Source organism: Pseudomonadota bacterium (assembly GCA_036339585.1).
In the GTDB taxonomy this organism is placed as follows: Bacteria; Pseudomonadota; Alphaproteobacteria; order UBA8366; family UBA8366; genus UBA8366.
This window is the reverse complement of sequence record JAYZAS010000013.1, coordinates 14,670-39,973: the sequence shown is the minus strand read 5'-3', so window position 1 is coordinate 39,973 and position 25,304 is coordinate 14,670. Positions and strand designations below refer to the sequence as shown.

Sequence of the window (25,304 nt, the reverse complement as noted above, 5' to 3'; positions counted from 1 at the left end):
AATCCCTTATTTTCGTAATATATTATTTTTAAACATCACCTGCTGGAAATGAAGTGTAATAATATCTTTATCAACGTTGGCAACGCTTCTAAAAGGATACAAAATGCAAGGAGATAATATCGTTGTTGAAGCACATCATCTGAGTGCTGCAGAAGTAATAACATCCTCTCTACTCAAAACTATCGAAACAGCAGTAAACAGATTCACTATTACTGTAGCGGGGGAGTCCGGTAGTGGGAAATCTGAAACAGCGACCGCTATTGCACGTGCTCTAGAAAACTACGGTATTTCAAGTATCATTTTCCAACAGGATGACTACTTCATTTACCCTCCAAAATCTAACGATGCAGCAAGGCGAAAGGATAAAAAATGGGTAGGCCCGCAAGAGGTTAAAATAGAACTGCTCGCCTCGCATTTAGAGGCTTTCCAAGGAGGGAAATCGAACATCAGAAAACCTTTAATTGACTACTCTTCCGACACCATTACCGAAGAAATTTATGATTTTAATAATGCACAAGTTGCAATTGCAGAAGGAACATACACATCTCTTTTAAAAAATGTTGATATTCGTATTTTTATCGCAAGAGATTTCAACCAAACGCTAGAACACCGGCAAAAACGCAATCGTGATATCTCAGAACTCGATTCATTCACGGAGAACATCTTAAGGACTGAACACGCAATTATATCCGAACATCGGGCTCTTGCCGATATAGTTATAAACTCAGACTATACCGTCGATCTCAATCCAAAATAGGCAGATAGATGTAAATGCACATTATTTTTTTAAACCCACAAGGTAATTTTGACCAAAAAGACAGTTACTTGACCGAACACCCAGACTTTGGCGGTCAATTGGTTTATGTAAAAGAATTAGCACTAGCGATGGCTGAACTAGGTCATAATGTGGACATAGTTACACGTCGCATCCGAGACAATGAATGGCCAGAATTTGCTGCAGATCAGGAAAGGTATCAATCGTCTCCCGAAACACTGAGGATTTTACGTTTTCCATGCGGCGGGGATAAATTTCTAGAAAAAGAGCAACTATGGCCGCATATTCCGGAACTAATTACAAACATGCTCAATTTTTATGGGAAAATGAGGCCTGACTTTGTAACAGCGCATTATGCCGACGGCGGCTATGGGGCGGCATTAACACAAATAAAAACGGGCATTCCATTTACATTTACCGGGCATTCCTTAGGTGCACAAAAACTTGATAAATTGGGAACGAATAAGATCAATTGGCCGAGGATGGAGGCTCGGTTTAATTTCTCTAAGCGCATAGCGGCCGAACGAATTAGCATGCAAAATGCCGCACGTATTATTGTCTCTACTGGACAGGAAAAAGAAGAGCAATACTCACATCATCTTTATAGCAATGCGATAAATAGCTCTGACAGGTCAAGATTTGCGATAACTCCCCCCGGTGTAAATGAAAGCATATTCAGTACAAGAGAAACAGAACTTGATAATCAAATAAAGCCAAAGTTGGAAGCAGAGTTCGGAGAAGACGCTAGGCCGGGTATAGTGATTTCAAGTCGTCTTGATGAAAAAAAGAATATAATAGGGATATTAAAGGCAGTTGCAGAAACTAGGCAGTTGTCAGAGAAAGCACTGTTAATTTTATGTGTTAGAGGGATAGAATGCCCCGAACGAGACATTTGTAAACTTAGTAAATCTGAGCAAAGCGTATTAAAAGAAATATTAGAGTTTCTTGCCACTGCAAATATTCGTCAGCAAACACATTTTCTTAATATCGGATCGCAACTCGAGTTGGCAGCGACTTATCGTTTCTTTGCTCAACGCGGCTCTGTATTTGCCCTTACTTCCTTGTACGAACCATTTGGCTTAGCACCCATCGAGGCTGCCGCGACAGGGTTGGCCCCGGTCGTGACAAAAAATGGAGGACCGTCGGAAATTTTTGCGGATGGGTCGGGTATACTGGTGGACCCACTTGTTCCTAGCAGTATCGGGCAAGGTTTAATGGATGGGCTGGAGCGCCATTACGAATTATCGCAAGCGGCCATGCGTCGGGTAAAGGAAGTTTATACATGGCAAAATACAGCTGCCGGCTACCTTTCAGTGATAGAAAGCGTCGGAACTGCAAAGAACTTAAATACAGAAGAAGAACCGCTAAGATTGGACGAAAATAAACGCATCATAAAATATCTGGAAGGACAAGCTTAAAAAAGGGCGCAAAGCTAACCTTGATCCAAATAAGTCATTAAATCGACTTTCGAGGGCCTATGATGATAGTTTATGAATGATGCATAAACCATGATTCGGTCAATTAGTATTGCAAATGCAACTCATTATCATTATTTTGTGTAGTCTGTTTGCTCGGCATGTGATTAGAATCAGCGGAAAAATATCAGTATCCTTCATTAAAAACGAAACCAATTGCAATTAATTGCTACAGTATTTGAATACGAATTTTTATTATAAATATGGAGACATCTTTCAGCGTTCACTATGGCATAACTGATGTAAAACAGAATGCTCGGCTGTAGGTACAGTTTTATGAGAGCACTTTCAGCACATTATTAGCTTTTCAAACATTAAGTCGATCCAAGGAGTTTCTAATGGATGCCCAAACACTCAAATTACCGGACTCCTTAAGTCTAACCACTATCGAAAACATCCAACATTGGACGGATTCACTTTTCTCATTCCGTGCAGCTAGACCCGCTAGTTTTCGGTTTCGATCAGGTGAATTTATAATGTTGGGGCTTCCGGTGGAGGGCAAACCGCTGCTTCGAGCCTATTCAGTCGCAAGTCCATTTTGGGATGAAGGGCTCGATTTTTATTCAATTAAAGTTCAGGATGGGCCCCTAACATCTCGGCTACAACATATCAAACCTGGTGATGAACTTATCCTGGGTAAGAAACCAACTGGCACTCTCGTTCTAGATTGTCTCAAGCCCGGCAAAAGGCTATTTTTGTTTTCGACAGGGACAGGGATAGCTCCATTCGCGAGCATTATACGAGACCCAGAGACCTATGAGGCTTATGATCAGGTGATTTTAACCCACACGTGTCGCCAAGTTGCAGATTTACAATATGGAGTAGAGCTTATTAATGGGTTGAAGACCGATCCATTATTATCTGAAACAGTCCTCGATCGCGTTACTTATTATGGCACAACAACCCAAGAAGAAAATGAGTATACCGGCAGAATTACGAACCTTATAAACACGGGTAAGTTCTTTAAAGATCTCGATATTGATATTCTCAACCCAGAAACAGACCGAGTAATGATTTGCGGCTCCATGGAGATGATAAAGGATACTGCTGCAATCGTTGAGGAAGCCGGGCTACAAGAAGGATCAAATAGTAAACCTGGTGATTATGTCATTGAAAAAGCTTTTGCCGAATGAACCCTAGTAAGCTTGGTACCACCTAATGATTGCACAAAGTTTTGTACAGCACTCATTGTAAAAAAGTTCAATTATGCCTTTTTTGTTTTGATTGGTGTTTTTCTGTTTGGGTTACACGTCTTGCAAATAATGCAATCAAGCCCGAAACAACTTCTCGCAGGACAGTGCTCGCGGCCGTAGTAAATTATTTGTAAATGCAAATTGTTCCAAGAATGCATTGGAAATAACCGTTTTAAATCTTTTTCTGTTTGAGTAACATTTTTGCCACTTGTCAACCGCCAACGCTGTGCAAGCCTGTGAATATGGGTATCCACTGGAAAGGCAGGATGGCCGAACCCTTGAGACATGACTACACTGGCGGTTTTGTGACCAACACCAGGCAGTTTCTCAAGGTGTTCAAAGCTCTCTGGAACCTCACCGTTGAAATTTGTGACAAGAATTTTTGAGAGGTTAGATATCGCTCTAGATTTTTGTGGTGCTAATCCGCAAGGACGTATCACCTGATAAATCTCTTCAACGGCTAACTCCGACATCTCTGAAGAGTTTTTTGCCAGAGCAAAAAGACTGGGAGTTACTTTATTCACGCGTTCATCGGTACATTGGGCGCTTAAAAGAACTGCAATAAGTAATTCAAACTGGTTCTGATGACTGAGTGGAATTGGAATTTTTGGATAAATCTCGTTAAGCTTTTTAGATATAAAGCGTACTCTTTCCGACTTGATCATTTTTAGGCTCAGCTACTTTCATAAAGAAAGGAGAGTTGCTTTATCTCTTTGTCATTCTTCTGGTCACGAAGAAAGGTGGGGTAATCTCCCGTGAAACAATGATCGGTGAATGCTGGTGCTGAAGCTTCTCGGCCATTCGGGTGCCCCATTGCCTTGTAAAGACCATCAACGCTCAAGAAAGCTAAACTATCAGCGCCGATATAGGTTTGCATCTCCTCCAAAGAATAGTTAGCGGCTATAAGATCTTCTTTTTTCGGGGTATCTATGCCATAAAAGTCTGGGAACCTTATGGGAGGCGCTGCAATACGCATGTGAACCTCTGACGCCCCAACCTCACGAACCATTTGTACAATTTTTGTCGATGTAGTGCCTCTGACTATCGAGTCATCGATTAATACTACACGCTTATTTTTAAATAAGGACCGATTCGCATTGTGTTTTAATTTGACTGACAACGACCTGATTGACTGCTGAGGTTCAATAAATGTCCGTCCTACATAATGGTTCCGTATGATCCCAAGTTCGAAAGGTATCTTCGATGTTTCAGAGTATCCCAAAGCTGCGGGTACTCCACTATCGGGTATAGGGATAATCATATCTGCTTCTATACTGGATTCTAACGCAAGCTGTCGGCCCATCGCTTTCCGACAGTCATATATATTTTCCCCGCCAACAATACTGTCAGGTCTCGAAAAGTATATGTATTCAAAAATGCATGGTCTTAAGCTTTGTTCTGGAAAGGGATTGAAACTCTTAATACCACTGTCAGTGATTACTACTATTTCGCCATTACCGATTTCTCGGATAAAATTTGCGCCCACCATATCAAGAGCACAGGTTTCTGAGCTAAGAATATAAGCTCCATTGAGTTCACCCAGCACTAAAGGTCTGATACCTATAGGATCTCGCGCTCCTATGAGTTTTTTATTTGTTAAGATAGAAAATGCATAGGCACCCTCTATTTGAAACAAGGCATCGATAATTCGATTTAGGACTCCATCCCGTTCAGAATTCGCAACAAGCTGCATTATTGTTTCGGTATCGGTTGTCGATTGGAATATCGAGCCATCATTTACAAGCTGGTTTCTCAAAGTACGTGCGTTTGTCAGGTTTCCATTATGACTTATAGCAAATCCACCACTCGAAAGATCCGCGAATAATGGCTGTACGTTTCGCAGTATCGTGTCTCCTGTGGTGGAATAACGAACATGGCCAATAGCTGACTGTCCCGCCAATTGGCACAGCACTTCTGGTTTAGTGAAATTATCGCCAACAAGCCCTAAACGCCGCTCGGCAAAAAAATGAGAACCATCGAAACTTACAATGCCGGCAGCCTCTTGCCCGCGGTGCTGAAGCGCATGAAGGCCCAACGCTGTGATAGCGGCGGCATCTGAGTGACCATAGATCCCAAATACACCGCATTCATCACGCGGCCTATCTTCAATTTCTTCCGAAATGGATATTTGTTTCAAAGGTCCACCTCGTAACAGAATTTAGCAAATGAATAACCGACTCAAAAATCAATTCAGATCAAATCAATAAAATCTAACCTTCATGAATGATACACATCTGTAATATCATCAACGCCACATTCCAGCAAAAGTTAATATCAAATAATGTCTATCCATCGTGGCCGTCCCACTATATCGTAACTAAAGGTCAGCATCGTAAAACGTGAGCACTAAAACATACAAAAAAATCTGCGACACAATGTTCAAAACTTTAAATTCAGTATCCTATTTTTCAAAATATACTTACCTTGCAAGCATCTGACTTTCACAATACGGGTGGGAAAAGAGGCATACTCAGATTTACAGCCTCTTGTGAACAACAAAAAGAGAATTTATTAGACTTGTTAAAAGTACCCCGCTAATTCGGCAGTAGGGGGTTTGGTTGCAATTTTTGTTGCACATTACGGAGGGGGACTTTAATGAAAAAAATTACCAAAATAGGTGTCCTTACAAGCGGTGGCGATTGCGCGGGACTAAACGCCGCTATTAGAGCAATAACATTCAGAGCCATCAATGGTTTTGGATGGGATGTATTTGGAATTAAATATGGCACTCAGGGACTTATGGAGCGACCTGTTGATACAAATAAGCTCGATTTGAGCCTCTTTACCGGCGACTTTCTAAGAAGAGGTGGAACTATTTTAGGTTCGATAAATAGAGGTGACCCTTTTGCTTTTCCAATGCCAGATGGCACCGTGCTAGATCGATCTGACGAAATCATTTCAGGATATCACAACCTCGGCCTCGACGCAGTTATAGCAATTGGCGGTGATGGTAGCTTAGCTATCTTAAGACGATTAGCTCAACAAGGAGATATGAACCTTATTGGCATCCCTAAAACCATTGATAATGATGTTGGTCGTACTGAAAACTCAATTGGCTATGCAACTGCTGTTGATGTCGCTACTGAGGCACTCGATAGACTACAACCAACTGCAGCAAGTCATGACAGGGTTATGGTTCTTGAGGTAATGGGACGGGATGCCGGTCATATTGCTCTTTCTGCGGGCATTGCGGGTGGTGCAGACGCAATACTATTGCCGGAAATCAAATGGGACCTGAGCAGCCTTATACAAAAACTCAATGACGTACGAGTTGCAACACGGAATTTTGCTTTAGTAATTGTCGCTGAAGCGGCGCGTTTGCCAACTGGGGAAGTGGTTGGGCGTGACCGTTCTAATGGAGAATATAGATTAGGTGGCGTTGCCCATGAGATAGGCCGCCTTATTGAGGAAGTCACGAATATTGAGACCCGGGTAACCGTTCTTGGTCATGTACAACGTGGAGGCGTGCCCAATGCAAGTGACCGTCTTTACGCATCTGCTTTTGGTGTCAAAGCGGTTGATTTGATAGCAGAGAAAAAATTTGACCGGCTCGTTGTTTGGTCGGATCGGGAGTGCAGCGACGTCTCTCTTGAAGATGGAATTCGAGACTATAGAACTGTGGATTTAAATGGCACCTTGGTAAAAACAGCGCGCGGGTTAGGGATCTACATTGGTGACAGATAGCTAAACCTAAATATTGCTTTATACCAACACAAGGCAAAGGAGGCGCAAAATTTGGAGTTTAACATGATGAAATAGAATGCCGGAGCTTCGGCGTTACGCTATTAATGGGTTTGGGTATAAAATTCTGTTACAGAGCTCTCAAAGAAATAAACACCGAATGAAATTCAGTTATTTTTCTCAGATACCAGCTTGCCAGTAAAAACGACACCCGTTTCAGAGTCATGCAGGCCTGCGGTTTCAAAAATCTCGGCAAATATTTCATCCTTATTTGTTTCGTCCACTAAGACTGTCAAAATAGATGCCTCACCGAACTCACCAAATTGTTTGTCCTCAAACAAATCCTCGCTTCTGCCAGTTTCGTGAAAGATGTACTCAACCTTATCGTGGTTTTTAAGCTTATCGAATACTTTTGTACCAGCATCGATTGACAGCATTGATCCAATCTCGAGTAGCATTGCTATTCTACTCCTTACCCGCCGCTGTGTTCAGAACATCCTCAGGAACATATGTTGCAACACTATTAAGATCTGCTATGTACATTATTCCTTTTCCTGGAGTGTCAAGCTTTCCTGCTAAATACATCGCGTCAAAAACGCGCGGGGCCTGCTCTTCCGAGACAATAATCCGTATCACTTCTTTTTGCTCATCGACTGTAACACCCATTAACCCCATACGGTCACGAATGCCCGTACCTCTGGCAAAACTTACGGTTGCCCCCTGCACCCCAACATTTTTTGCCGCTTCTAACACTTCCTCAGCTAGACCGTTTTGTAAAACGCATGTAATGAGCTTTACATCGGTCAGTTCTATAATGTGACGGTCAGGCATTCTAAACTTCCTCTAGTTCTGCGTTTTGTTTTGAAGAATTTCGACTTTGGTTGATCTGGATAATAATTCCCATCGAGAGCACGGCTATTATTGGGCAAATGCTGGCTAATGATAAAATTCCAAAACCCTCCACAGCGGACACTGCGCTACCAAGGCCCAGCCCCATGGCTAAGACCAAAGGAACGGTGACAGGACCTGTCGTAACGCCAGCACTATCCCAAGCAACATTTACAAACTCCTCCGAGGAAAAAATTGTGAGCACGACACCTACGCCATAAAGAGGCAAAAGGATTGTTGCGAGGTCTAAGTCCAAGACAAGCTTGGCAACCCCTAATGAAATACCAATCGAAACCCCACTTGCTACGCTGTACATCAACATCGATTTCTTGAATGCACCATTTGTGAGTTTCTGGACAGTTAGCCCAAGGGCATTTAAGGCAGGCTCTGCAAGCGTGGCACCAAAACCAAGGATTAAGGCAAAGCCAATCACTAGTGCAATCCCGATCTCTTTTGAGAAGATCGGTGATGATTCTATAATTGGTAGTTGTATAAACGCAGCTGGTAAAGATTGACCCGTCTGAGTTCCAATTGCCCCCAAACCATAAGTAAGACCTAAATTGAAAATGCACATTCCTACTACGCACAAGACCAATCCATAAATTGTAACTAATTTATTTGAAAGTTTGACTTTCAATATTAAAAACAGAACTAGAAATAAAAATATGACCAGTGGCAATATGGCCCGTACACCCAGAACAATCTCTACAGCCGGGGTCTGTTCCCACATTGAAATAACGGAACCTGCCGAAGCGCTTGCGGCATTAGCATTGGCTATGATTTCTGCCGGTGTAATCTGGAAAAACACAAACAACGTTAGCAGCAAAACAGCCGTTACTGGGAACAATGAGGCTAAGGTAACAATACCGAAACCAGACAATGTTGATCCCCCCTTCCCTGCTGAGTTGGCTATTCCTATTCCGATGGCTAGAACAAGCGGCACAGTGACAGGCCCAGTGGTTACAGCGCCGCAATCCCATGCTAAGCCCAATACGCTTCTTAGGTCAGGCACAGTCCAAAAATAAACAGTAAGCATCGCTGACGGTGCTAGCGCAAAAAATATTAATGGTTTCAAAGACCACCCGTACACAAACCGGAGGGTACCAAAAATTGCAGCCAAACCAACACCCGCCCCTACTATCAACACCAAAGGGACAGTCCAGTTATTCAGAACCTCAAAGAGATATGGGGCCTGTTTTACGTCAACTGATGATCCAAATGCCTGAAGAGCCCCAATGGCAGGTTCAGCAAAAGTAACTCCAACCCCTAGAATCCCTATTATTATGAGAACGACTGGCATTGATGCTTTTTGTGGAAGATTAGACCCTATTACATTGCCAAAGGGCATGAGACCTGAATTCAAGCCTTCCATAAAGGCTGCCAGCCCTACAATTACAGCTAACAAACCTACTAATAGGGTCGTCGCAGCCTGCACTGGGTACTGCAAGACAAAAATCTGAAATAAGGTGGCATAAAGTGCCAAAGGAACAACAGCTTTCACTTGTTCCATAAAGCGGGTTTGAAGGTAAGGCCGCAGAAGGCCCAATGCATAACGCAGAGAAACCTTTATTCGTCCGGGCCGAAGAGATTTAGCACCCTCACTATCAGGCTTTGGCGTGAGATCATTATAGCTTATCTTCGTATGACGAATTTTGTATCTGGAAAGAAAGGTCCCATATCTCATTTTTTATGCTCTCAGGTATTTGTAACCGCGTTAACCAAAATTATACGCGCATATCGACATGTTTTACCAAAATTATTTTCATTGATTATAACAACAATTTTTATATACAGGTTAATTAGACATTAGCATTCAAGTTTATGTTTCTACGAATTTATTACATTTACACGGAAATCATACATCGTTTACTGGATGCATTCTGGATCTTATCAATTAAATTATGGAGGCCTACCGCAGTAGAAAATGATGGGACACATTGGTTCTTCTCGTTTATGGAACGCGCAAAGTCAAAATACATTTGACCAACGTTAAAGGGCTCCCCTCTCGGTGTCTCTGCCGAAACCTGGTTTAGACTATCCGGAATATCCATTTCATTTAACGTGTTATTCCCTTGTGCACCAAAAAGGCAGAGCTTTGTAAGCTGCACTGAATCATCACCCTTGATAACCAACGTGCCTTTATCCCCATAAATAGCCATTCGATACCCGCTTCCAGCGAAGGGAATAACAGCAGTGTGGGATGTCATGGGCGCACCGTTAAAAAGCTCCCCTTGGATAAAAATGTGGTCGGGAGAGGTAACCGTTACAGTTTCATTCTTTCCTGTATCGAGCCAATTTGGAACGCGTGTATCGACAATAGCCGAAATTTTTTTGATTGCACCAGCCACATACTGTAACGCATCAAGAGTGTGACCATTCAATATTGTCAATGAGTTGGCACCAAGCGTTATATCTCGTTGCCATGTGCGATGAGAGGGACGAGTAAGAACACCGTCGCGCACAACATGGCAATGAACTGAAAGGACTTCTCCTAAATAACCATCCTCGACGAGTCTTTTCATGTATTGAATTTCCGGACAGGCTCGAGCTTGCAATCCAACCGCAGTGACAATGTCCTTTTTTTTAGCCAGCGCCGTTAGTATTTCTGCCTCCTCGGTAGTTTTACCCAATGGCCATTCGCAATAGACGTGTTTACCAGCTTCAATGGCCATTTTAGCCGGCGCGAAATGGGATGGAACCCTTACGACCACAGCAACAGCATCAATCTCGTTGGATGTGACCATTTTATTAAAATCGTCGAAGGCGTGTTTAGCACCAAAAGCTCTCCGAGCAGCCTCAGCGCTTTCAGGTTTAGTCGTACAAACCGCCGTCAATTCAAATTCCTCGCTAGCCTTTAGAGCCGGCATATGAGCACGGGAAGACCAAGTGCCGCTAACACTAGCCCCCACCAAACCAATCCGAATTTTGGCAACCATGCGTCTAAACCCCTTCTTTTTTAATTTCCTCTTACAATTTGTATATGTCTTATTTCGGAATATCACCCTTTACGGTGGTCCGCCACATGAGCCTTTCTAGTGGAAGATCGTAATCTACCTCAGCCTTGTGTTGACATGTACAATTATCCCACACAACGACGTCCCCCTCACTCCAGCTGTGCCTATATACGAATGCAGGGTGTACGACATGGCTGGCGAGGGCCTCTATCAAAATTCTACCCTCCTCCTCACTTTTACCCTCTATGCCGGCACTTTCTCCAGACACATAAAGGCTCTTACGACCAGTAATTGGATGCGATCGTACAAGAGGATGAGCTACTGGGGGATATTGCTGTACAGCGTCTTTAGAGGGTTTGGCTCCGCGTTTGCGCCGCGTAAAATCGTAAATTACCCTCAATTTCGATATTTTTCTTTTTAGCTTCACCGGCAGTGCCTCCCAGGCGGCGGCAGTATTAGCAAACGACGTATCTCCTAACGCGAAACCGTTGAGCCGTGGAATTTTTCTTGCGTGTAGCATAGTTGCTTTAGCCGGCCTCATTGCATAACACATATCCGAGTGCCATTCAGTGCCGGCTTTAGCTGTTCCAATGGGTTTGCCATTTTCAACGATATTTGAGATCCGGTAGATCTCAGGACTGCCGTTAATACCAAATTTTGTTGCATTATGATTTATAGCAGGCTCACCAAAAACTCTTGTAAACCTAACTTGCATCTCGGGCTCTAATTTTTGCCCACGCAAATAAATAACACCGTACTTAGCAAGAGCATTGCGAACAACCTTACTCTGGGCGTCAGACATGGTATCTCTGAGATCTAGACCGGCCACCTCAGCACCGATCTTTTCCATTAAAGGAATAATTTTGATACCTATCATTCAGCGTTAATTAGCCTAAATCTGGCTACATTGATCCCGTGCTCTTTTTCGATAACGAGTTCAACGGGATGGTCGATGCTAAATTTTGAATAATCCGCTTCACCAACAATATTAGTGGCCATCTGAGGCCCTTCATCCAACTTTACTATCGCCACATTATAAGGAAGCCTATCTTTAAAGGCCGGTATAAATGAAGTGTGATAAACAACCCAACTTTTCATCACTCCATTGCCAGATGCCTTTGTCCAAGTGTAATCAGTTGCTAAGCAATTAGGACATTCTTGACGAGCTGGCAGCCAAGTATTACTGCAATCGTTGCACTTTTGAAATAGCAACTTTCCCTCTGATAGTCCATCCCAAAAGGGTTTGTTTATCTGGTCAACTTCAGGGAGTGGAAAATCGTTGTTCATCTTCGCTTCTCTCCTATTGACCGAGAATCAGGGTAGAATGAGTATGCATCTCACCCCCTTGATTACTAACGATACCCTTTTTCGCATTCTTGACCTGAAGATTGGCCTCGCCCCGCATCTGGCGAACGCCCTCAATAACAAGCTGCATGCCAGGCATACCTGTTTCTGATAAAAGACCACCAGAAGTATTAAACGGTAATCCACCATCCCAACCAATACCCCCATCGCCGACGAATGGGCCACCCGCTCCATGTTTACAAAAGCCGTAATCTTCGAGCGACATGATCGGTGTAATCGTGAAGCAATCATAAAATTGTGCCACGTCGATGTCTTTAGGGCTCAATCCGGCCATTTTAAACGCTGTTGCGCCAGACTTATGTGCCATTGTACGTGTAAGATCTGGCCGCTGCGCTACCTCCCAAGAGGTCTGGCCTTGACCAAACCCGAGGATGGGAACCGGCTTGTCTACCCCAGCTTTTTTGGCGTGCTCGGCGCTCATTACTACAACCGCTGCGCCGCCGTCTGAAATCAAACAACAATCGTCGCGCCGCAGGGGATCGACAATTAAACGGCTCTGAAGGTAATCGTCTAACGTAATTGGAATTTGAAGTTGCGCGTTTGGGTTATTTGCCCCGTTTGCACGATTGTTTATGGCAACCGCTGCGAGCTGTTCCTCTGTGGTGCCGTGCTGTTCCATGTGCCGTCGTGCTATCATTGCATAGCCCGCCGTAGTACTGACCCAGCCATGAGTTCCCGAGCCATCAGCACCACCTCGTGGCTTGGCATAGGCAGACCGAGTGCCCGTTCGCGGATTATCGGCCATGCAAACTAACGCTACCTCACATTGATCATGTTCTATCGCCATAGCTGCAAACGAGATCATCGAAATGCCGGATGCTCCTGCTTGATCCCAAACACCGCCGATCCGCGGCATGATACCAAGCGCCTCAGCGACGGTCTGGCCAAACTTGGATTGAAAATTTGATGTAGGGTACTTGACCAGCACTGCATCGATTTCATCTTTTGAGATTGATGCATCGTTTAATGCGTTCCTACAAGCTTCAACATTTAAAGATACGGGCGAACGCCCTTTAAGCTTGCCAAATGCAGTGTGCCCTACTCCTGCAATAACAACCTTGCCCTGCATTAAATCACTTCCTCAGCTCTGAGTGCATCTACTTCTTCCATGCTCAGCCCCAACCAGTCGCCATATATTTCATCGTTATGGGCTCCAATCAACCCACTTGGTTCGAGAGGAAGTAATGGTGTTTCAGGAAAACGCAATGCTGAATGCGGAACAACGATATCGCCCATCTCGGGGTGATTCATATGCTGAAGAGCTCCGCGTTGATGCATGTGGGGATCATTCATTACCTCTAGAAGATCGCGTATCCGTTCAGACGGAACGCCAAACTTATCATTTAACTGATCAACTTCTTTATTGCTTAAGGTCTTGGTCCAATCATTAATAATTGCATCAATTGCATCCATTTCTGCTACACGACCCATATTTCGTCTATATTTCTCTTCACCAGCTAAATCGGGGCGTTGCATTGCACTACACAGTCGTTGCCAATGGGTATCATTCGAACAAATGATAGCCACGTGCCCCTCTTTACTTTCATAGACATTGTAAGGGCATAGTGAGAGCCCACCATGTCGATTTCCTGTGCGCGGGGCCGCTTTTTTTGTGTTGTAAACAATACCAAGGTTTGATCCTAGGCTTTGGTATACGGCCTCTTCCATAGAAATCTCTACCAACCGCCCCTCGTTGGTTTTTTCGCGTTCAAACAACGCGGTGGTTATCCCTGCGTAAAGGTGGATACCAGCCATAAAATCACAAAATGCTGCGCCTGCTTTTAATGGAGGACCATTCATCTCGCCAGTAACACTCATCACACCGGAAACCGCTTGCACAGTGAGATCCATTGCCAGCTTGTCGCGATGGGGACCAGTGCGCCCGAAACCCGAGCCTGATGCATAAACAAGCTTTGGATTGACTTTTTTCATAACGTCGTAGCCGAGTTCAAGCCTATCCATGACCGTTGGTGCAAAGTTTTCCATTAGCACGTCGGCTTTTTCCGCCATCTGCTTTAAAATTTCTTTTCCACGGTCCGTCTTTATATTGAGTGTCACGCATTTTTTATTTGAATTAAGCATAGCAAAAGGGAGCGTAATAACATCTCCAGTGCCCCTGTTGCGAAGATGTTCACCAGTTTTAGGTTCAATCTTGATAACGTGCGCCCCAGCCATAGCAAGTAAGAAACCGCAATACGGACCATGGTAAACTTGCCCAAAATCAAGGACGGTCACGCCCTCTAAAGGATGGTGATCTTTTGTCATTTATTATTTCCCCTTAAAGTTAGGAGACCGTTTTTCTTTAAATGCCGCCGGGCCCTCCTTCGCATCCTCGGTAAACTTTAACAGACGCTGTGTCAAAGCCTCCACGCGAAGCCCAGTTGTCAAATCCATTTCTCTCGCTCTCACCGCCAGCTCTTTCGCTGCTTGTAGTGCAAGAGGAGCATTGGCAGCAATTCTGGAAGCATATTTAAGAGCCGCGTCCATTAATTCGTCTGCGGGTACAACCTTGTTAATAAGCCCCCATTTTGCAGCAGTTTCCGCATCCCATCTATCGCCAGTAAGAAGCAATTCCATTCCGATAGCGTATGGTAATTGGCTCAAAACACGCTGGGTCCCACCGTTTGCTGGAACAACTCCTCGCTTGACCTCTGATAGACCAAAGGTTGCGTGATTAGCGGCTATGCGAATATCAGTCGCGAAAAGCATCGTCATACCGCCACCTAGGCAATACCCATTGATCGCAGCAATTATTGGCTTCCAAACTTCTAGGCCTCGGTTCAAAAGTTGATCACGCTGCGTTATCCACATGTCAGTTAATTCGTCTGGATTAGTCAGCACATTCTTAATATCAGCGCCAGTTGTAAAACTCCGTTCGCCTGCGCCAGTTACAATAGCACATACGACATCTCTGTCGTCACGCACTCGCTGCCAAGCTTCCGACAAGCCCTGATAATGGGCTTGATCGAGTGCATTCAGCTGATCCGGCCTATTCATCGTAATGATCGCAATGCCATCATTACGCAATTCAAAATCAATCGACATATGCGTCCATCCTATTAGTTTCTTAACAAGTCACGAGCGATAACCATTCTGTGCACTTCGGATGGCCCCTCACCTATTCTCTTAATACGCATTTCTCGGTACCAACGCTCTAGAGGCATTTCCGCAGCAACACCCATACCGCCAAATACTTGAATACAGCGATCAACGACACGGCCGGCCATCTCCGTGCTGTATAGTTTTGCCATAGACGCAGCCACCTTTACATCGTGCCCAAGGTCGGCCTGCCAAGCTGCTTGATAAGTTAATAATCGTGCCGCTGTAATTTCAACTTCTGAGTCAGCAATCATCCATTGCACGGCTTGTTTATCAGCGAGCTTTGTTCGAAAGGTCTCGCGTTGCTTTGCCCAATCTATGGCTAGCTCAAGAGCACGCTGGGCAATACCAATAACGTTGGCTGAATATGGAATACGCATGTGAACTAACCATTTCTGACAAATAGCAAAGCCTTTACCCTCTTCGCCAAGTAAATTTTCCACTGGCACTTTACAGTCTACAAAATTTACTTCTGATGGCGAGTAAGAGCGAATAACTGGAACTGGCCGGGTTTCTATGCCCTCCATTTCTTTATCAACAATGAAACACGTTATTCCATTATCAGTACGAGCGAACACAATTCCCCACTCTGCAGCTTCAGCACCGGTTATCCAAAGCTTTGTGCCGTTTAAAACATATTGATTGCCCTTTAACTCAGCCTTGCACTGAATTGCTCTAGCAGGATCGGCACCGCCACCAGGCTCAGAGATAGCAACAAATGCCTTCAATCCTTGTTCAATGGTGCGTGTGCCATATTTATCAATCTGCAACTTAGAGCCATCGAAAATAACGTTCGGCGGATCAACACCGAAGGCGCCGCAAGCGGGAACGTAAGCACCCATTCTACATTGAGCAGCCTCCTCAGCCACTACTGCCTGAGCCAGCAGTGAGAGTTCACTGCCGCCATACTCTTTTGGGGTATTCATGCACCAAACACCAAGTTCCTCCTTTGCTTTTTTTTGCAAAGGTTCCAATAATTCGTTTGGCATCCTGTAGGAGTCATGTTCCAGCGTTTCCTCCGCAGGACATACTTCTTCTCGCATGAATTTTTTGATGTTGTCCCGAAGCAAAACTAATTCAGGGGGCAATTCCCAGGCGCCGGTCTCTTCCATTCGTACCTCCAATTCGCACAAAAAGCCCACGATTTGAAAACGATATTTATGCTACAAGCTTATCACACTTGACTATCAAATTAGTCACGATGCCAATAGTCGGTCAATCTCTTCCATATCTGAAGCACTGAGTTTCCAACGTGAAGCATTTGCATTGGCTAATAATTGCTCGGGTTTCGATGCACCGGAAATAACCGATGCTATGCAGGGCTGAGCTGCAAGCCAAGAAATAGCAAGTGTCAATAAATCATAGCCATTGTCCCGCGCAAATATTTCCAGACGTTCCAACAAGTCAAAATCCGCTGCTTCAATATCATTAGTACCATCCATTCTGCTTCCTAGCTCGGGTTTGTCACCTCTTTTATAACGTCCCGTCAGAAGTCCTTTTGCAATTGGGTAATAAGGAAGAAGACCAATATTATTATCTTCACACACCGGAATAAGGTCTTTCTCTATGTCTCGCGCTAGAATATTCCAACTATTTTGAGCTGTAACGTAACCTTTCAGACTACACCTTGCAGCTTCATCAACTGCTTCCTGCATTTCTCGGCCCGTATAATATGAGCATCCATAGAATAGTATCTTTCCTTCCTGAACTAAATTCTCAAGAGCTCCCAAAGTTTCAGATACAGGCGTTTCGTGATCTGGCCTATGCTGCTGAAACAAGTCAATTCGATCTGTTTTCAATGCTTTTAAAGCCTTTTCAGCTGTTACCTTTACATTTTCAGGCGATCCCTTTTTTTTCCCTTCAACGTTAGAATGACTGTGACCAAATTTAGTGGCGAGAATCATTTCATTTCTTCTCCCCTTAAGACCATTTCCAATAAATTCTTCCGAAAGCCCTCCTCCATACGTTTCGGCAGTGTCAAAAAAATTTATGCCGGCTTCCAGCGCTGCATCAATTACAGCGTGTGTAGCTGCTTCATCAATTCGTTTGCCGAATGCGTTACATCCCACTCCAACAATAGATACCTTAAGCCCTTCGGGACCACCGATGTACTTTGTTTCCATAGTTTATCCTTTGTCGTTAAGCCCGTATTCGCTGTAACAAATGCAAGTTGGCAATGATCATTTTTCCGTTACTGCACTTTTGTAAATAATCTATAGCAACCCTTCCGTACTCAGCATCTGAAGCCTAGCCTCTGTCTTGTATTATCAAGCATCCAGTCGTTACTATATATAAATACTTACAAGGAGGAAGACAGTGCGGCCCAGTATTAGTCCATTAACTCCAGTATTTGGAGCGAAAATACATGACATTGATCTGTCACAGAAACTTAACTGCGGCATCATCGATACACTAAAAGAAGCATTCGAGGAGCATTCGTTGCTTTTTTTTCCAAACCAACACATCACAGATGAGGCACATGTAGCTTTTACCGAATACTTTGGTGTGTCTGAAAGACCACGCAAAAGCTTTGGGAGTTATCACCACAAACCAAATATCAATGTGGTAATAAACTATGACAAGGAGGGAAATTTATATAAAGCTAACGAACCTCGCGCCCGCTTCCGTAAAGGGCAAAGAATGTGGCACACCGATGGGTCCTATAAATCAATCCCCTCAATTGCCTCAATTCTTCGGGCATGTATCGTTCCTCCTGAGGGCGGCCATACACAATTTGCTAGCCTTAGAGCTGCGTGGAATGGGCTATCAAAGGACGACCAAAAGCGCTTTCAAAATCAAACGGCCGTCCATCACTACGCACATTCCCGTCGCAACATGAATATTAAATTTCTAAGTGATGAAGAGGCAAAAAAATTCCCGCCCGTACGGCACCCAATGATGCGGGTGAATCCTTCAAACGGAAAAAAAGCCCTCTATATAAGTTCATATGCAGCTTACATCGAGGGGGAGGATAAAATAGAAAGCTGTAAAGAATTGGAAAGGCTGCTGAGATTTGCGGGTCAAAAAAAATTTACGTATGATCACAAATGGCAGGTCGGCGATTTAGTAATGTATGATAACCGTTCCTGTTTGCACCGGGCAAGCCCCTACCCGATTGATAAATATCCTCGCATTCTGCGCAGAACAAATATCGCCGATAATCATCCTACTATGGAAAATAACATTTTGAACGATCTGTAGAACCAGTCATAACAGGTGATAGTTTTAACTACTCATAATTTGAGTGGATTTGCGAACCTCGTGCTAGATGTTTTAAAATACATGCTCGTTTCCATTACTTTAGAAATATTTTCAGGAAAGTTTCCTATTAGTTGTAAAAACGGATTTTCATTCAAATTTGTAAAATCCGTCGCCTCAAATGGTAACATTTCGAATGTTTTTTTGGCATGTAGATTGATGTAAAACCGAGGGTTTTATAAGACTGCAAACGGTGTACTTTTTTAAATTCTTTTGGATTTTTAAACCAACCATACCCGATTGTTGGTGCCAAGGTGCTGCCGCTTCCACTTACTAATCAAAATCATTTTCTCCAAAATCTGTCTCTTTGCCGGAAAGACTGAGAAATAGGGTTTAGTGTTTGCAGACTGCTTTGAGGGTGCTTTCAGTCTCTGAGGTAGTTTGAGGAGTATACCACTGAGGATGATTTAGAGTGCGAGTTGACCTAAATTTTCCATTACCCATTGGTTCGGGATACCTCGAACCACTCAAAATAGAATATCTCAGAGATCTACAGTCAACTTGGTAATTCATTGTGGTAGACAAAATACCGTTGGTTGGGTTTAAGGAATCAATCAAAACCCAAAAATTAACATACCCATCAACTTTTTGTATTCTCTCAAAATCGACATAGAACGTTGCTGTGCTATTCTTAGTTACTTTCGTCCATTTCGCGTGGGACGGGGATGACAAAATCACCGTGAATATCAGTGACAGTATGAGAGTGAGTTTCTTCATTACCTATTTGACCTTCACACCGTTCTTGAAGGTGCCGGTATATTTCTCCCACACAGTTCCGTCTTTTTTATACCAGACCCATGGACCTTCTTGCTTACCGTCCTTGTAGGTTCCTTTGAACCATAATTGTCCGTTGTTGTAGTAAGTGACCCCAAGACCTTCTTCCTTACCGTCCTTGTAGGTTCCTTTGAACATTACCTGTCCGTTTTCCCAGTATTGCTCGTAAGGACCCTCATTCTGCCCGTCCTTGAAGGTTCCTTTGGTCTGTAATTGTCCGTTTCTGTGGTAAGTGACATGAGGACCTTCTTGCTTCCCGTCCTTCTGTTTTCCTTTAGAAGATAAACGTCCGTTATCGTAGTAACGGATATAAGGACCATCCCTCTTCCCGTCCTTGTAATTTGTTTTAAGAAATAACTGTCCGTTTTTGTGGTAACGTACATAAGGACCGTCTTTCTTACCGTTCTTAAATGTCCCCTGCGTTTTCCCCGTGGTCTTACCTGTGAACGGAACATCACTGGACTTCTGGTAATAAAGACCTTTTCTCGTCACCAAATCCTCATACTTCACCGTCTCACTCATCACCACATTCGGTGAGAGGGTCACTATGAACATCAGTGACAGTATGAGAACAAGTTTCCGCATTTAAATCACCTGTTTCAGAACAACTGGGATACTAACCCTTATAAATAGTTTCATGGAAGACATACTTACTCCCAGAAACGTCTATGGACTAATCTTCCCTGACGATGAAACCGTCCTTAGAAATCTTCAATGTCCGTGTTGCACTATCCATTAATTTCGACAGGTCGAGATGTGCATAGTGATCTTCAATGAACTTTACCGAAGTCCCTGCTCTTCGAATCTTAACAACTTCCTTGAAACTTCCATAGAATAAGAATACGCAGTAAAATCAACAGCAACCACAAGACGAAACCTAGAACGGAGAGGTGGCAGAGTGGTTGAATGCACTGGTCTTGAAAACCAGCATAGGGTTAAACCTATCGGGGGTTCGAATCCCCCTCTCTCCGCCATAAGCCTTAGAGCAAAAATAGAATAATAGCCCATTAAGCCAATACGTAAAAGCGCCATATCTAAATTTGCATAAATAACAAAGTAGACATGCTTATTTAAATGACAAACCTAATCTTTCTCTGAAGAAATTTTCAAAAAGTCAAGAATGCCTGCTGGGAGGCTTTCCTGCTAATTTTATCCGATAAGTTCCATCCGTTGATAAATTTTCCAACCAATCCTGTTCAGGTTGCCTAGCCACTACCTCTTCGCTTATTTCAACGTCATCAAATCCACACTCCACTAAAAAGCGAAACTGATCGGATATTAAATGTCCACTGGCACGCATATGTCCCTTGTACCCCAATTGCCTCAACCATCGCCCAATTGAAAAACCACGGCCATCAGAAAAGGTAGGGAAAATTATCGTAATTAGTTTTAGGGAGGATAATTTTTCTTCCAGCCCATTGAGACTAGCATCCGGATACACCGTGAGCTGGGTTGGGTCTGAAAGGCATTCCTCGGAGGACATCCCTGTGTTTTCATTTCGCCCTGAAGATATAAGCCCTGATTTAGTTACAATTGGCACTGCCACTAACTTTCATTAAAATTTTGTACTGAAGCCCCTCAGGAAGAGAATGACATGGTATTTTTATTAACAGGACCCAATTAGCTTACAGTCGCATCCTTCCTGTAGATGGCTGCCTTAAACGGTTCTAAACCTAAACGTTTATAAGCCATAAGAAATGTTTCTTTTGAACCGACACGCACTGCAAGATACTCGTCAATAAGCCTTTGTAGAGCAGGGACTATTTCCTCGCGGCCAAAACCGGGGCCTATCCTGTCACCAAGCGAGAGGTTTTCTGTATGATCGCCACCCAGTGTAATTTGGTAATTTTCGACGCCTCTTTTATCTAAACCTAGTATACCGATGTGACCAACATGGTGATGCCCGCACGCATTAATGCAACCGGAAATTTTAATCTTCATTTCGCCAATAGTTCTGGCATACTCAGAATCTGAAAAGTGGTTTGCAATATCCTGCGCGACAGGTATGGATCGGGCAGTAGCTAATGAGCAATAGTCCATTCCCGGACAAGCAATAATGTCACTAATTAAACCTATATTTGCTGTAGCCAATCCGGCCACCCGCAGCCCGTCATATAACTCGGGCAGGTTTTGTTTTGGGACATGAGGCAAAACAACATTTTGCTCATGACTAATTCTTATCTCATCATGTGCCAACCGTTCTGCTAAATCAGCAATAACGCGCATTTGCTCCGCAGATGCGTCTCCGGGTATTCCTCCAATTGGCTTAAGCGAAATAGTTACTATTTTATAACCGGGCTGACGATGTTCCTCCAAGTTCTGTTTAACCCAGGTCTGGAAATCCTTATCCACTTCAAAACGTTTTTCGAAGTCCCCTCCACCTTCGTGGTCTGGTGTAAAATCAGGTTGCTGAAAATACTGCTCAATACGATGTAACACCTCAGGATCAATTTGTGCCAAATCTCTATTTTCACTCGACGAGATGGCCTTGAACTCTCTCTCAACAGACTCAACGAATGAGTCAAAGCCGGTTTCATGAATTAGAATCTTTATCCGCGCTTTGTATTTATTATCCCGACGTCCGTTTAAATTATAAACACGCATTATAGCTTCTACGTAGCTTAAAAGATTCTCCTTTGGCAGGAATTCTCTGACAACCCTGCCGACCATAGGTGTTCGTCCCAACCCTCCTCCAACGGTAACCTCATATCCAGGCCGACCGCCGCTATCTCTTACCATCCGAAGACCAATGTCATGTGCTTTTGTAACTGCACGATCGAATGGCGAACCTGTTACTGCTATTTTGAATTTTCGAGGTAGAAATGCAAATTCGGGATGGTCTGTTGACCATTGCCGAAGAATTTCTGCAGTTGGTCTCGGATCCTCAATCTCGTCGCAGGAAGCACCGGCGAAGTGATCTGCCGTTATATTACGGATACAATTACCGGACGTTTGTATCGCGTGCATGCCCACATCTGCCAATGCCTCTAAAACATCTCCAACATCACGAAGCTTAAGCCAATTAAACTGAATGTTCTGTCGGGTCGTAAAATGGCCGTATCCCTTATCCCAACGTTCAGAAACCATGGCAAGCTGACGAAGTTGTCGACCATTGAGTGTCCCGTAAGGGATTGCAACTCTCAGCATGTAAGCGTGCAATTGCAAATAAAGGCCGTTTTGAAGCCTTAAAGGTTTAAATTCATCTTCGGTAAGGTGTCCTGTTATTCGCCTATCAACCTGAGATCTAAAGCGGTGAACACGATCGCGAACAAATGCTTCATCAAATTCGTCATACCGATACAACGACCTATTCCTTCTCACTCAAATCATGCACTGAATAATGCGTACGGGATTGCACGAACTGTTTTTTGGGCGACATATCAAATTGAATAGAAGGACCTTGGGCTCGCAAGCGTTCGCGCAGTTTCTTTGGCGTCAGGGTGCCGTTCTCTACAGACACCTCTAAAAGATAAGGATCTACCACCAAATTCCGCTGCACCTGCATTTCTTCAGAGATGGCTCTATCATCGACATCGCCCGACACAACTGCCGCGTCTGCTAGATTTCCTGTCCACTCTCCGGAGGCATTTAAATAGACCACATTACCATGCCTTAAATCATTGGCAGTCACGATATGAGCGTCATATTTTTCCATTTCTTACCCACCGGCCCCGAAAGACAGTTGCGTTGCGCTGTTCGGGATTTTCTTGTCCTGAACTGCGTAAGACTTGTTAGGTCTCGGCTCAACACCAATAGTAATAATGCTAGGGCCCGTGATTTTATTTCTGACAATTTCCTCAGATAGTTCCCCAAGGGTTGTTGCGATAATTTTCTCATTTACGCGTGATATATTTTCAGTGACGATCAATGGGGTCATAGGATCGGCACCATGCATGAGAAGGCGGCCCTGCAAGAACCTGGCTGATCTTACTCCCATATATATTGACGCTACGACATTGCTCTTGGCTAAAGCATGCCAATCATGCTCAGCGAAGCCATCTATATCTTGCCCGGTTAAAAACCTGAAATCGGAGTTCCTGCCCCTACGTGTCAATGACACCTTATTTTGTGCTGAAGCAGCCAACGCAGATGTTATGCCGGGTACGATCCGATATGGCACCCCTGCTAAATCTAGTGCGTCCATTTCCTCATCAAGACGCCCATAAATAGCGGGATCACCTGATTTAAGGCGCACAACTATTTCCCCACTGTTTGCGTGAGCAATGATAAGCTTATTTATATCTTCTTGAGCCCAACTTGGCCCCCCCGGTACCTTACCAACTTTAACAAGCTTTGCTTCCCGCCGAATAAGCTCTAATATTTCAACGCTTACCAAACGGTCGGCAACCACGATATCGGCTTTGTCCAGAAGCTGAACCGCCCTCTGTGTTAGTAGTTCTGGATCTCCTGGCCCCGCCCCAACGAGCCAAACCGCGCCAGTGCTTTTGCTACCTGAACCCTCTGAATGTTTAGCCTTATTCAGCATTTCGTCTATTGCGGTTTTAACAGCACTCGTGCCACCATTTGAAAAAGCAGTTGGACCAGTTTTGTCAAAGAATTCGGACCAAAAACTTCTGCGAGCGCGAGCGCAAGAGATTTCGGCTACAGCACCGCGAAAAGACCTCGCAATACTCGCTAGTAAACCTGTGGACACCGGTAAAAGTTGTTCGACAGAAGCTTTGATTTTACGTGCAAGCATGGGAGCAGACCCTTCTGTTCCTATTGCTACTACGACAGGACTTCTATCGACAATTGCTGGCGTTATGAAAACACTGTCTTTAATATTGTCCACCACATTGCACAAAACGTTTTGTTGTTTGCTTATGTCAGCTACCCGTCTATCTTCGATATGATCGTCATTCGCCGCGTAAACGAGTTGCGCACCAATGACGTCTGGCGTTGCAACTGATCGGCGGACCAAATCTAGTTTCCCGATTGAAGCCCAGGCCTCAATATCTGCGGTCGGTTCAGAGCCAAAAACCTTGATATGCGCGGGCGTTTTCAATAAAAGCCGAAGTTTTGCAACTGCCGTTTCCCCGACCCCTGACACAATCACTAATTTTTCGTGCATGTTAATGAAAATAGGAAAATGATTCATCATATCGCTACCATACAGCCTTTTTCCTATTATGTAGAATATTTTTCCACAAAAACACCCTTGTTTTCGTATAAAAGGGATTATATTTTACATTTATTCATATTTTTAGAATTAATTACTAGAAAACCCAGACTTCATTGAACGATGAATAATATTGATAGCCTTGATCAAAAAATACTTTCTGCTCTGCAGGAAGACGCCTCACAGTCCTTGGAGGATATCGCAACCTTAGTGGGATCGTCCAAAACACCTGTGTGGAACCGTATCAAAAAACTTAAAAAAAATGGATTTATTAACAAGCAAGTAGCCCTGCTAGATTCAGACCTGCTGGGCTTTGGTATGTGTTTTTATGTTCTTATAAAAACTTCACAGCACGAAGTTGAGTGGAGTAAAAGATTTTTGGAGGCTCTAAGACGGAGGCCGGAGATTTTGGAAGCACACAGGCTAGCCGGAGATATTGACTATATCCTTAAGGTAAGGGTGCCCGACGCGGCCGCCTATGATCGGTTCTATCAATCGTTAACAAGAGACATTGACATATTTAATGTTACGGCGTTGCTTTCGATGGAAGAACTTATTTACACTACAAAACTGCCAATAGATATATAAAACAAGGCTGTACCCATCAAGCAGTGATACCTTATTTTGTAAACAAACCAATTTTAAAAAGGTAAATACTTACAAAAAGCTACCCAACAAAACTGTACCTTTGCCAAACACTTTTTGCTTTTCTACTAACCACAA

The 25,304-nt window shown here is 43.8% G+C and carries 24 protein-coding genes and 1 tRNA gene; 7 read left to right on the top strand and 18 right to left on the bottom strand.

The features are described 5' to 3' along the window. Nucleotides 1-103 precede the first annotated feature (103 nt). The 3 genes from VX941_09650 (at nucleotide 104) to VX941_09640 (ending at nucleotide 3,383) form a co-directional block, all read left to right on the top strand. Nucleotides 104-757 (top strand): hypothetical protein, encoded by a 654-nt coding sequence (locus VX941_09650; protein MEE2933672.1) that lies wholly within the window; start codon nucleotides 104-106, stop codon nucleotides 755-757. A 14-nt stretch (nucleotides 758-771) separates the two neighbouring features. Beyond that, nucleotides 772-2,193 (top strand): glycosyltransferase, encoded by a 1,422-nt coding sequence (locus VX941_09645; GenBank protein MEE2933671.1) that lies wholly within the window; start codon nucleotides 772-774, stop codon nucleotides 2,191-2,193. Nucleotides 2,194-2,588: 395 nt separating this feature from the next. Then, complete coding sequence (locus tag VX941_09640; GenBank protein MEE2933670.1) at nucleotides 2,589-3,383, top strand: ferredoxin--NADP reductase; 795 nt, start codon at nucleotides 2,589-2,591, stop codon at nucleotides 3,381-3,383. A 71-nt stretch (nucleotides 3,384-3,454) separates the two neighbouring features. Here the strand turns inward: VX941_09640 and nth are convergent, their stop codons facing one another. Both nth and purF read right to left on the bottom strand, forming a co-directional pair. Then, nucleotides 3,455-4,108 carry an endonuclease III gene (gene nth, locus VX941_09635; protein ID MEE2933669.1) on the bottom strand — a complete coding sequence of 218 codons (654 nt, stop codon included), beginning with the start codon at nucleotides 4,106-4,108 and terminating at the stop codon, nucleotides 3,455-3,457. 8 nt (nucleotides 4,109-4,116) lie between these two features. After that, the gene (gene purF, locus VX941_09630) at nucleotides 4,117-5,571 is read right to left on the bottom strand and encodes an amidophosphoribosyltransferase (GenBank protein ID MEE2933668.1); all 1,455 of its coding nucleotides are present in this window, start codon (nucleotides 5,569-5,571) and stop codon (nucleotides 4,117-4,119) included. 467 nt (nucleotides 5,572-6,038) lie between these two features. Here purF and VX941_09625 point away from each other — a divergent pair, with 467 nt between their 5' ends. Continuing rightward, nucleotides 6,039-7,127 (top strand): ATP-dependent 6-phosphofructokinase, encoded by a 1,089-nt coding sequence (locus VX941_09625; GenBank protein ID MEE2933667.1) that lies wholly within the window; start codon nucleotides 6,039-6,041, stop codon nucleotides 7,125-7,127. 164 nt (nucleotides 7,128-7,291) lie between these two features. Here VX941_09625 and VX941_09620 read toward each other — a convergent pair whose 3' ends face one another. The 11 genes from VX941_09620 to VX941_09570 all read right to left on the bottom strand — a co-directional run bounded on the left by VX941_09620 (nucleotide 7,292) and on the right by VX941_09570 (nucleotide 17,553). After that, nucleotides 7,292-7,582, bottom strand: a complete 291-nt coding sequence (locus VX941_09620; protein MEE2933666.1) for a hypothetical protein — start codon at nucleotides 7,580-7,582, stop codon at nucleotides 7,292-7,294. Nucleotides 7,583-7,589: 7 nt separating this feature from the next. Continuing rightward, the gene (locus tag VX941_09615; GenBank protein MEE2933665.1) at nucleotides 7,590-7,955 is read right to left on the bottom strand and encodes a P-II family nitrogen regulator; all 366 of its coding nucleotides are present in this window, start codon (nucleotides 7,953-7,955) and stop codon (nucleotides 7,590-7,592) included. A gap of 1 nt (nucleotide 7,956) precedes the next feature. Then, nucleotides 7,957-9,696, bottom strand: a complete 1,740-nt coding sequence (locus VX941_09610; protein MEE2933664.1) for a DUF1538 domain-containing protein — start codon at nucleotides 9,694-9,696, stop codon at nucleotides 7,957-7,959. Between the two features lie 160 nt (nucleotides 9,697-9,856). Then, nucleotides 9,857-10,948, bottom strand: coding sequence for a Gfo/Idh/MocA family oxidoreductase (locus tag VX941_09605; GenBank protein ID MEE2933663.1), 1,092 nt, complete (start codon nucleotides 10,946-10,948; stop codon nucleotides 9,857-9,859). A gap of 49 nt (nucleotides 10,949-10,997) precedes the next feature. After that, the gene (locus tag VX941_09600; GenBank protein MEE2933662.1) at nucleotides 10,998-11,843 is read right to left on the bottom strand and encodes a TauD/TfdA family dioxygenase; all 846 of its coding nucleotides are present in this window, start codon (nucleotides 11,841-11,843) and stop codon (nucleotides 10,998-11,000) included. Then, entirely contained in the window at nucleotides 11,840-12,253 is a 414-nt protein-coding gene (locus tag VX941_09595; GenBank protein MEE2933661.1) for a Zn-ribbon domain-containing OB-fold protein, read from the bottom strand. The genes VX941_09600 and VX941_09595 overlap by 4 nt, the downstream gene beginning before the upstream one ends. A gap of 13 nt (nucleotides 12,254-12,266) precedes the next feature. Next, nucleotides 12,267-13,400: a thiolase family protein gene (locus VX941_09590; GenBank protein MEE2933660.1), complete on the bottom strand. Its 1,134-nt coding sequence runs from the start codon at nucleotides 13,398-13,400 to the stop codon at nucleotides 12,267-12,269. Further along, a complete protein-coding gene (locus VX941_09585; GenBank protein ID MEE2933659.1) occupies nucleotides 13,400-14,596 on the bottom strand; it encodes a CoA transferase in 1,197 nt (398 codons plus the stop codon). The genes VX941_09590 and VX941_09585 overlap by 1 nt, the downstream gene beginning before the upstream one ends. A gap of 3 nt (nucleotides 14,597-14,599) precedes the next feature. After that, nucleotides 14,600-15,376, bottom strand: coding sequence for an enoyl-CoA hydratase/isomerase family protein (locus VX941_09580; protein ID MEE2933658.1), 777 nt, complete (start codon nucleotides 15,374-15,376; stop codon nucleotides 14,600-14,602). 14 nt (nucleotides 15,377-15,390) lie between these two features. Next, nucleotides 15,391-16,542: an acyl-CoA dehydrogenase family protein gene (locus VX941_09575; GenBank protein MEE2933657.1), complete on the bottom strand. Its 1,152-nt coding sequence runs from the start codon at nucleotides 16,540-16,542 to the stop codon at nucleotides 15,391-15,393. An 84-nt stretch (nucleotides 16,543-16,626) separates the two neighbouring features. Then, nucleotides 16,627-17,553 carry an aldo/keto reductase gene (locus VX941_09570; protein ID MEE2933656.1) on the bottom strand — a complete coding sequence of 309 codons (927 nt, stop codon included), beginning with the start codon at nucleotides 17,551-17,553 and terminating at the stop codon, nucleotides 16,627-16,629. Nucleotides 17,554-17,746: 193 nt separating this feature from the next. Here VX941_09570 and VX941_09565 point away from each other — a divergent pair, with 193 nt between their 5' ends. Beyond that, the gene (locus tag VX941_09565) at nucleotides 17,747-18,631 is read left to right on the top strand and encodes a TauD/TfdA family dioxygenase (GenBank protein MEE2933655.1); all 885 of its coding nucleotides are present in this window, start codon (nucleotides 17,747-17,749) and stop codon (nucleotides 18,629-18,631) included. Nucleotides 18,632-19,408: 777 nt separating this feature from the next. Here VX941_09565 and VX941_09560 read toward each other — a convergent pair. Further along, a complete protein-coding gene (locus VX941_09560) occupies nucleotides 19,409-20,047 on the bottom strand; it encodes a toxin-antitoxin system YwqK family antitoxin (protein ID MEE2933654.1) in 639 nt (212 codons plus the stop codon). A 299-nt stretch (nucleotides 20,048-20,346) separates the two neighbouring features. On the opposite strand from VX941_09560, the gene VX941_09555 reads away from it, so the two are divergent. Next, a tRNA-Ser gene (locus VX941_09555) sits at nucleotides 20,347-20,436 on the top strand. A gap of 140 nt (nucleotides 20,437-20,576) precedes the next feature. Here the strand turns inward: VX941_09555 and VX941_09550 are convergent. From VX941_09550 to cysG, 4 genes are all read right to left on the bottom strand, one after another. Then, nucleotides 20,577-21,008 carry a DUF934 domain-containing protein gene (locus VX941_09550; protein ID MEE2933653.1) on the bottom strand — a complete coding sequence of 144 codons (432 nt, stop codon included), beginning with the start codon at nucleotides 21,006-21,008 and terminating at the stop codon, nucleotides 20,577-20,579. Nucleotides 21,009-21,082: 74 nt separating this feature from the next. Beyond that, nucleotides 21,083-22,765 carry a nitrite/sulfite reductase gene (locus VX941_09545; GenBank protein ID MEE2933652.1) on the bottom strand — a complete coding sequence of 561 codons (1,683 nt, stop codon included), beginning with the start codon at nucleotides 22,763-22,765 and terminating at the stop codon, nucleotides 21,083-21,085. Between the two features lie 4 nt (nucleotides 22,766-22,769). Further along, entirely contained in the window at nucleotides 22,770-23,117 is a 348-nt protein-coding gene (locus VX941_09540) for a DUF2849 domain-containing protein (GenBank protein ID MEE2933651.1), read from the bottom strand. 3 nt (nucleotides 23,118-23,120) lie between these two features. Beyond that, the gene (gene cysG, locus VX941_09535; protein ID MEE2933650.1) at nucleotides 23,121-24,563 is read right to left on the bottom strand and encodes a siroheme synthase CysG; all 1,443 of its coding nucleotides are present in this window, start codon (nucleotides 24,561-24,563) and stop codon (nucleotides 23,121-23,123) included. 141 nt (nucleotides 24,564-24,704) lie between these two features. Here cysG and VX941_09530 point away from each other — a divergent pair, with 141 nt between their 5' ends. After that, nucleotides 24,705-25,169: an Lrp/AsnC family transcriptional regulator gene (locus VX941_09530; protein ID MEE2933649.1), complete on the top strand. Its 465-nt coding sequence runs from the start codon at nucleotides 24,705-24,707 to the stop codon at nucleotides 25,167-25,169. Nucleotides 25,170-25,304: the final 135 nt, after the last annotated feature.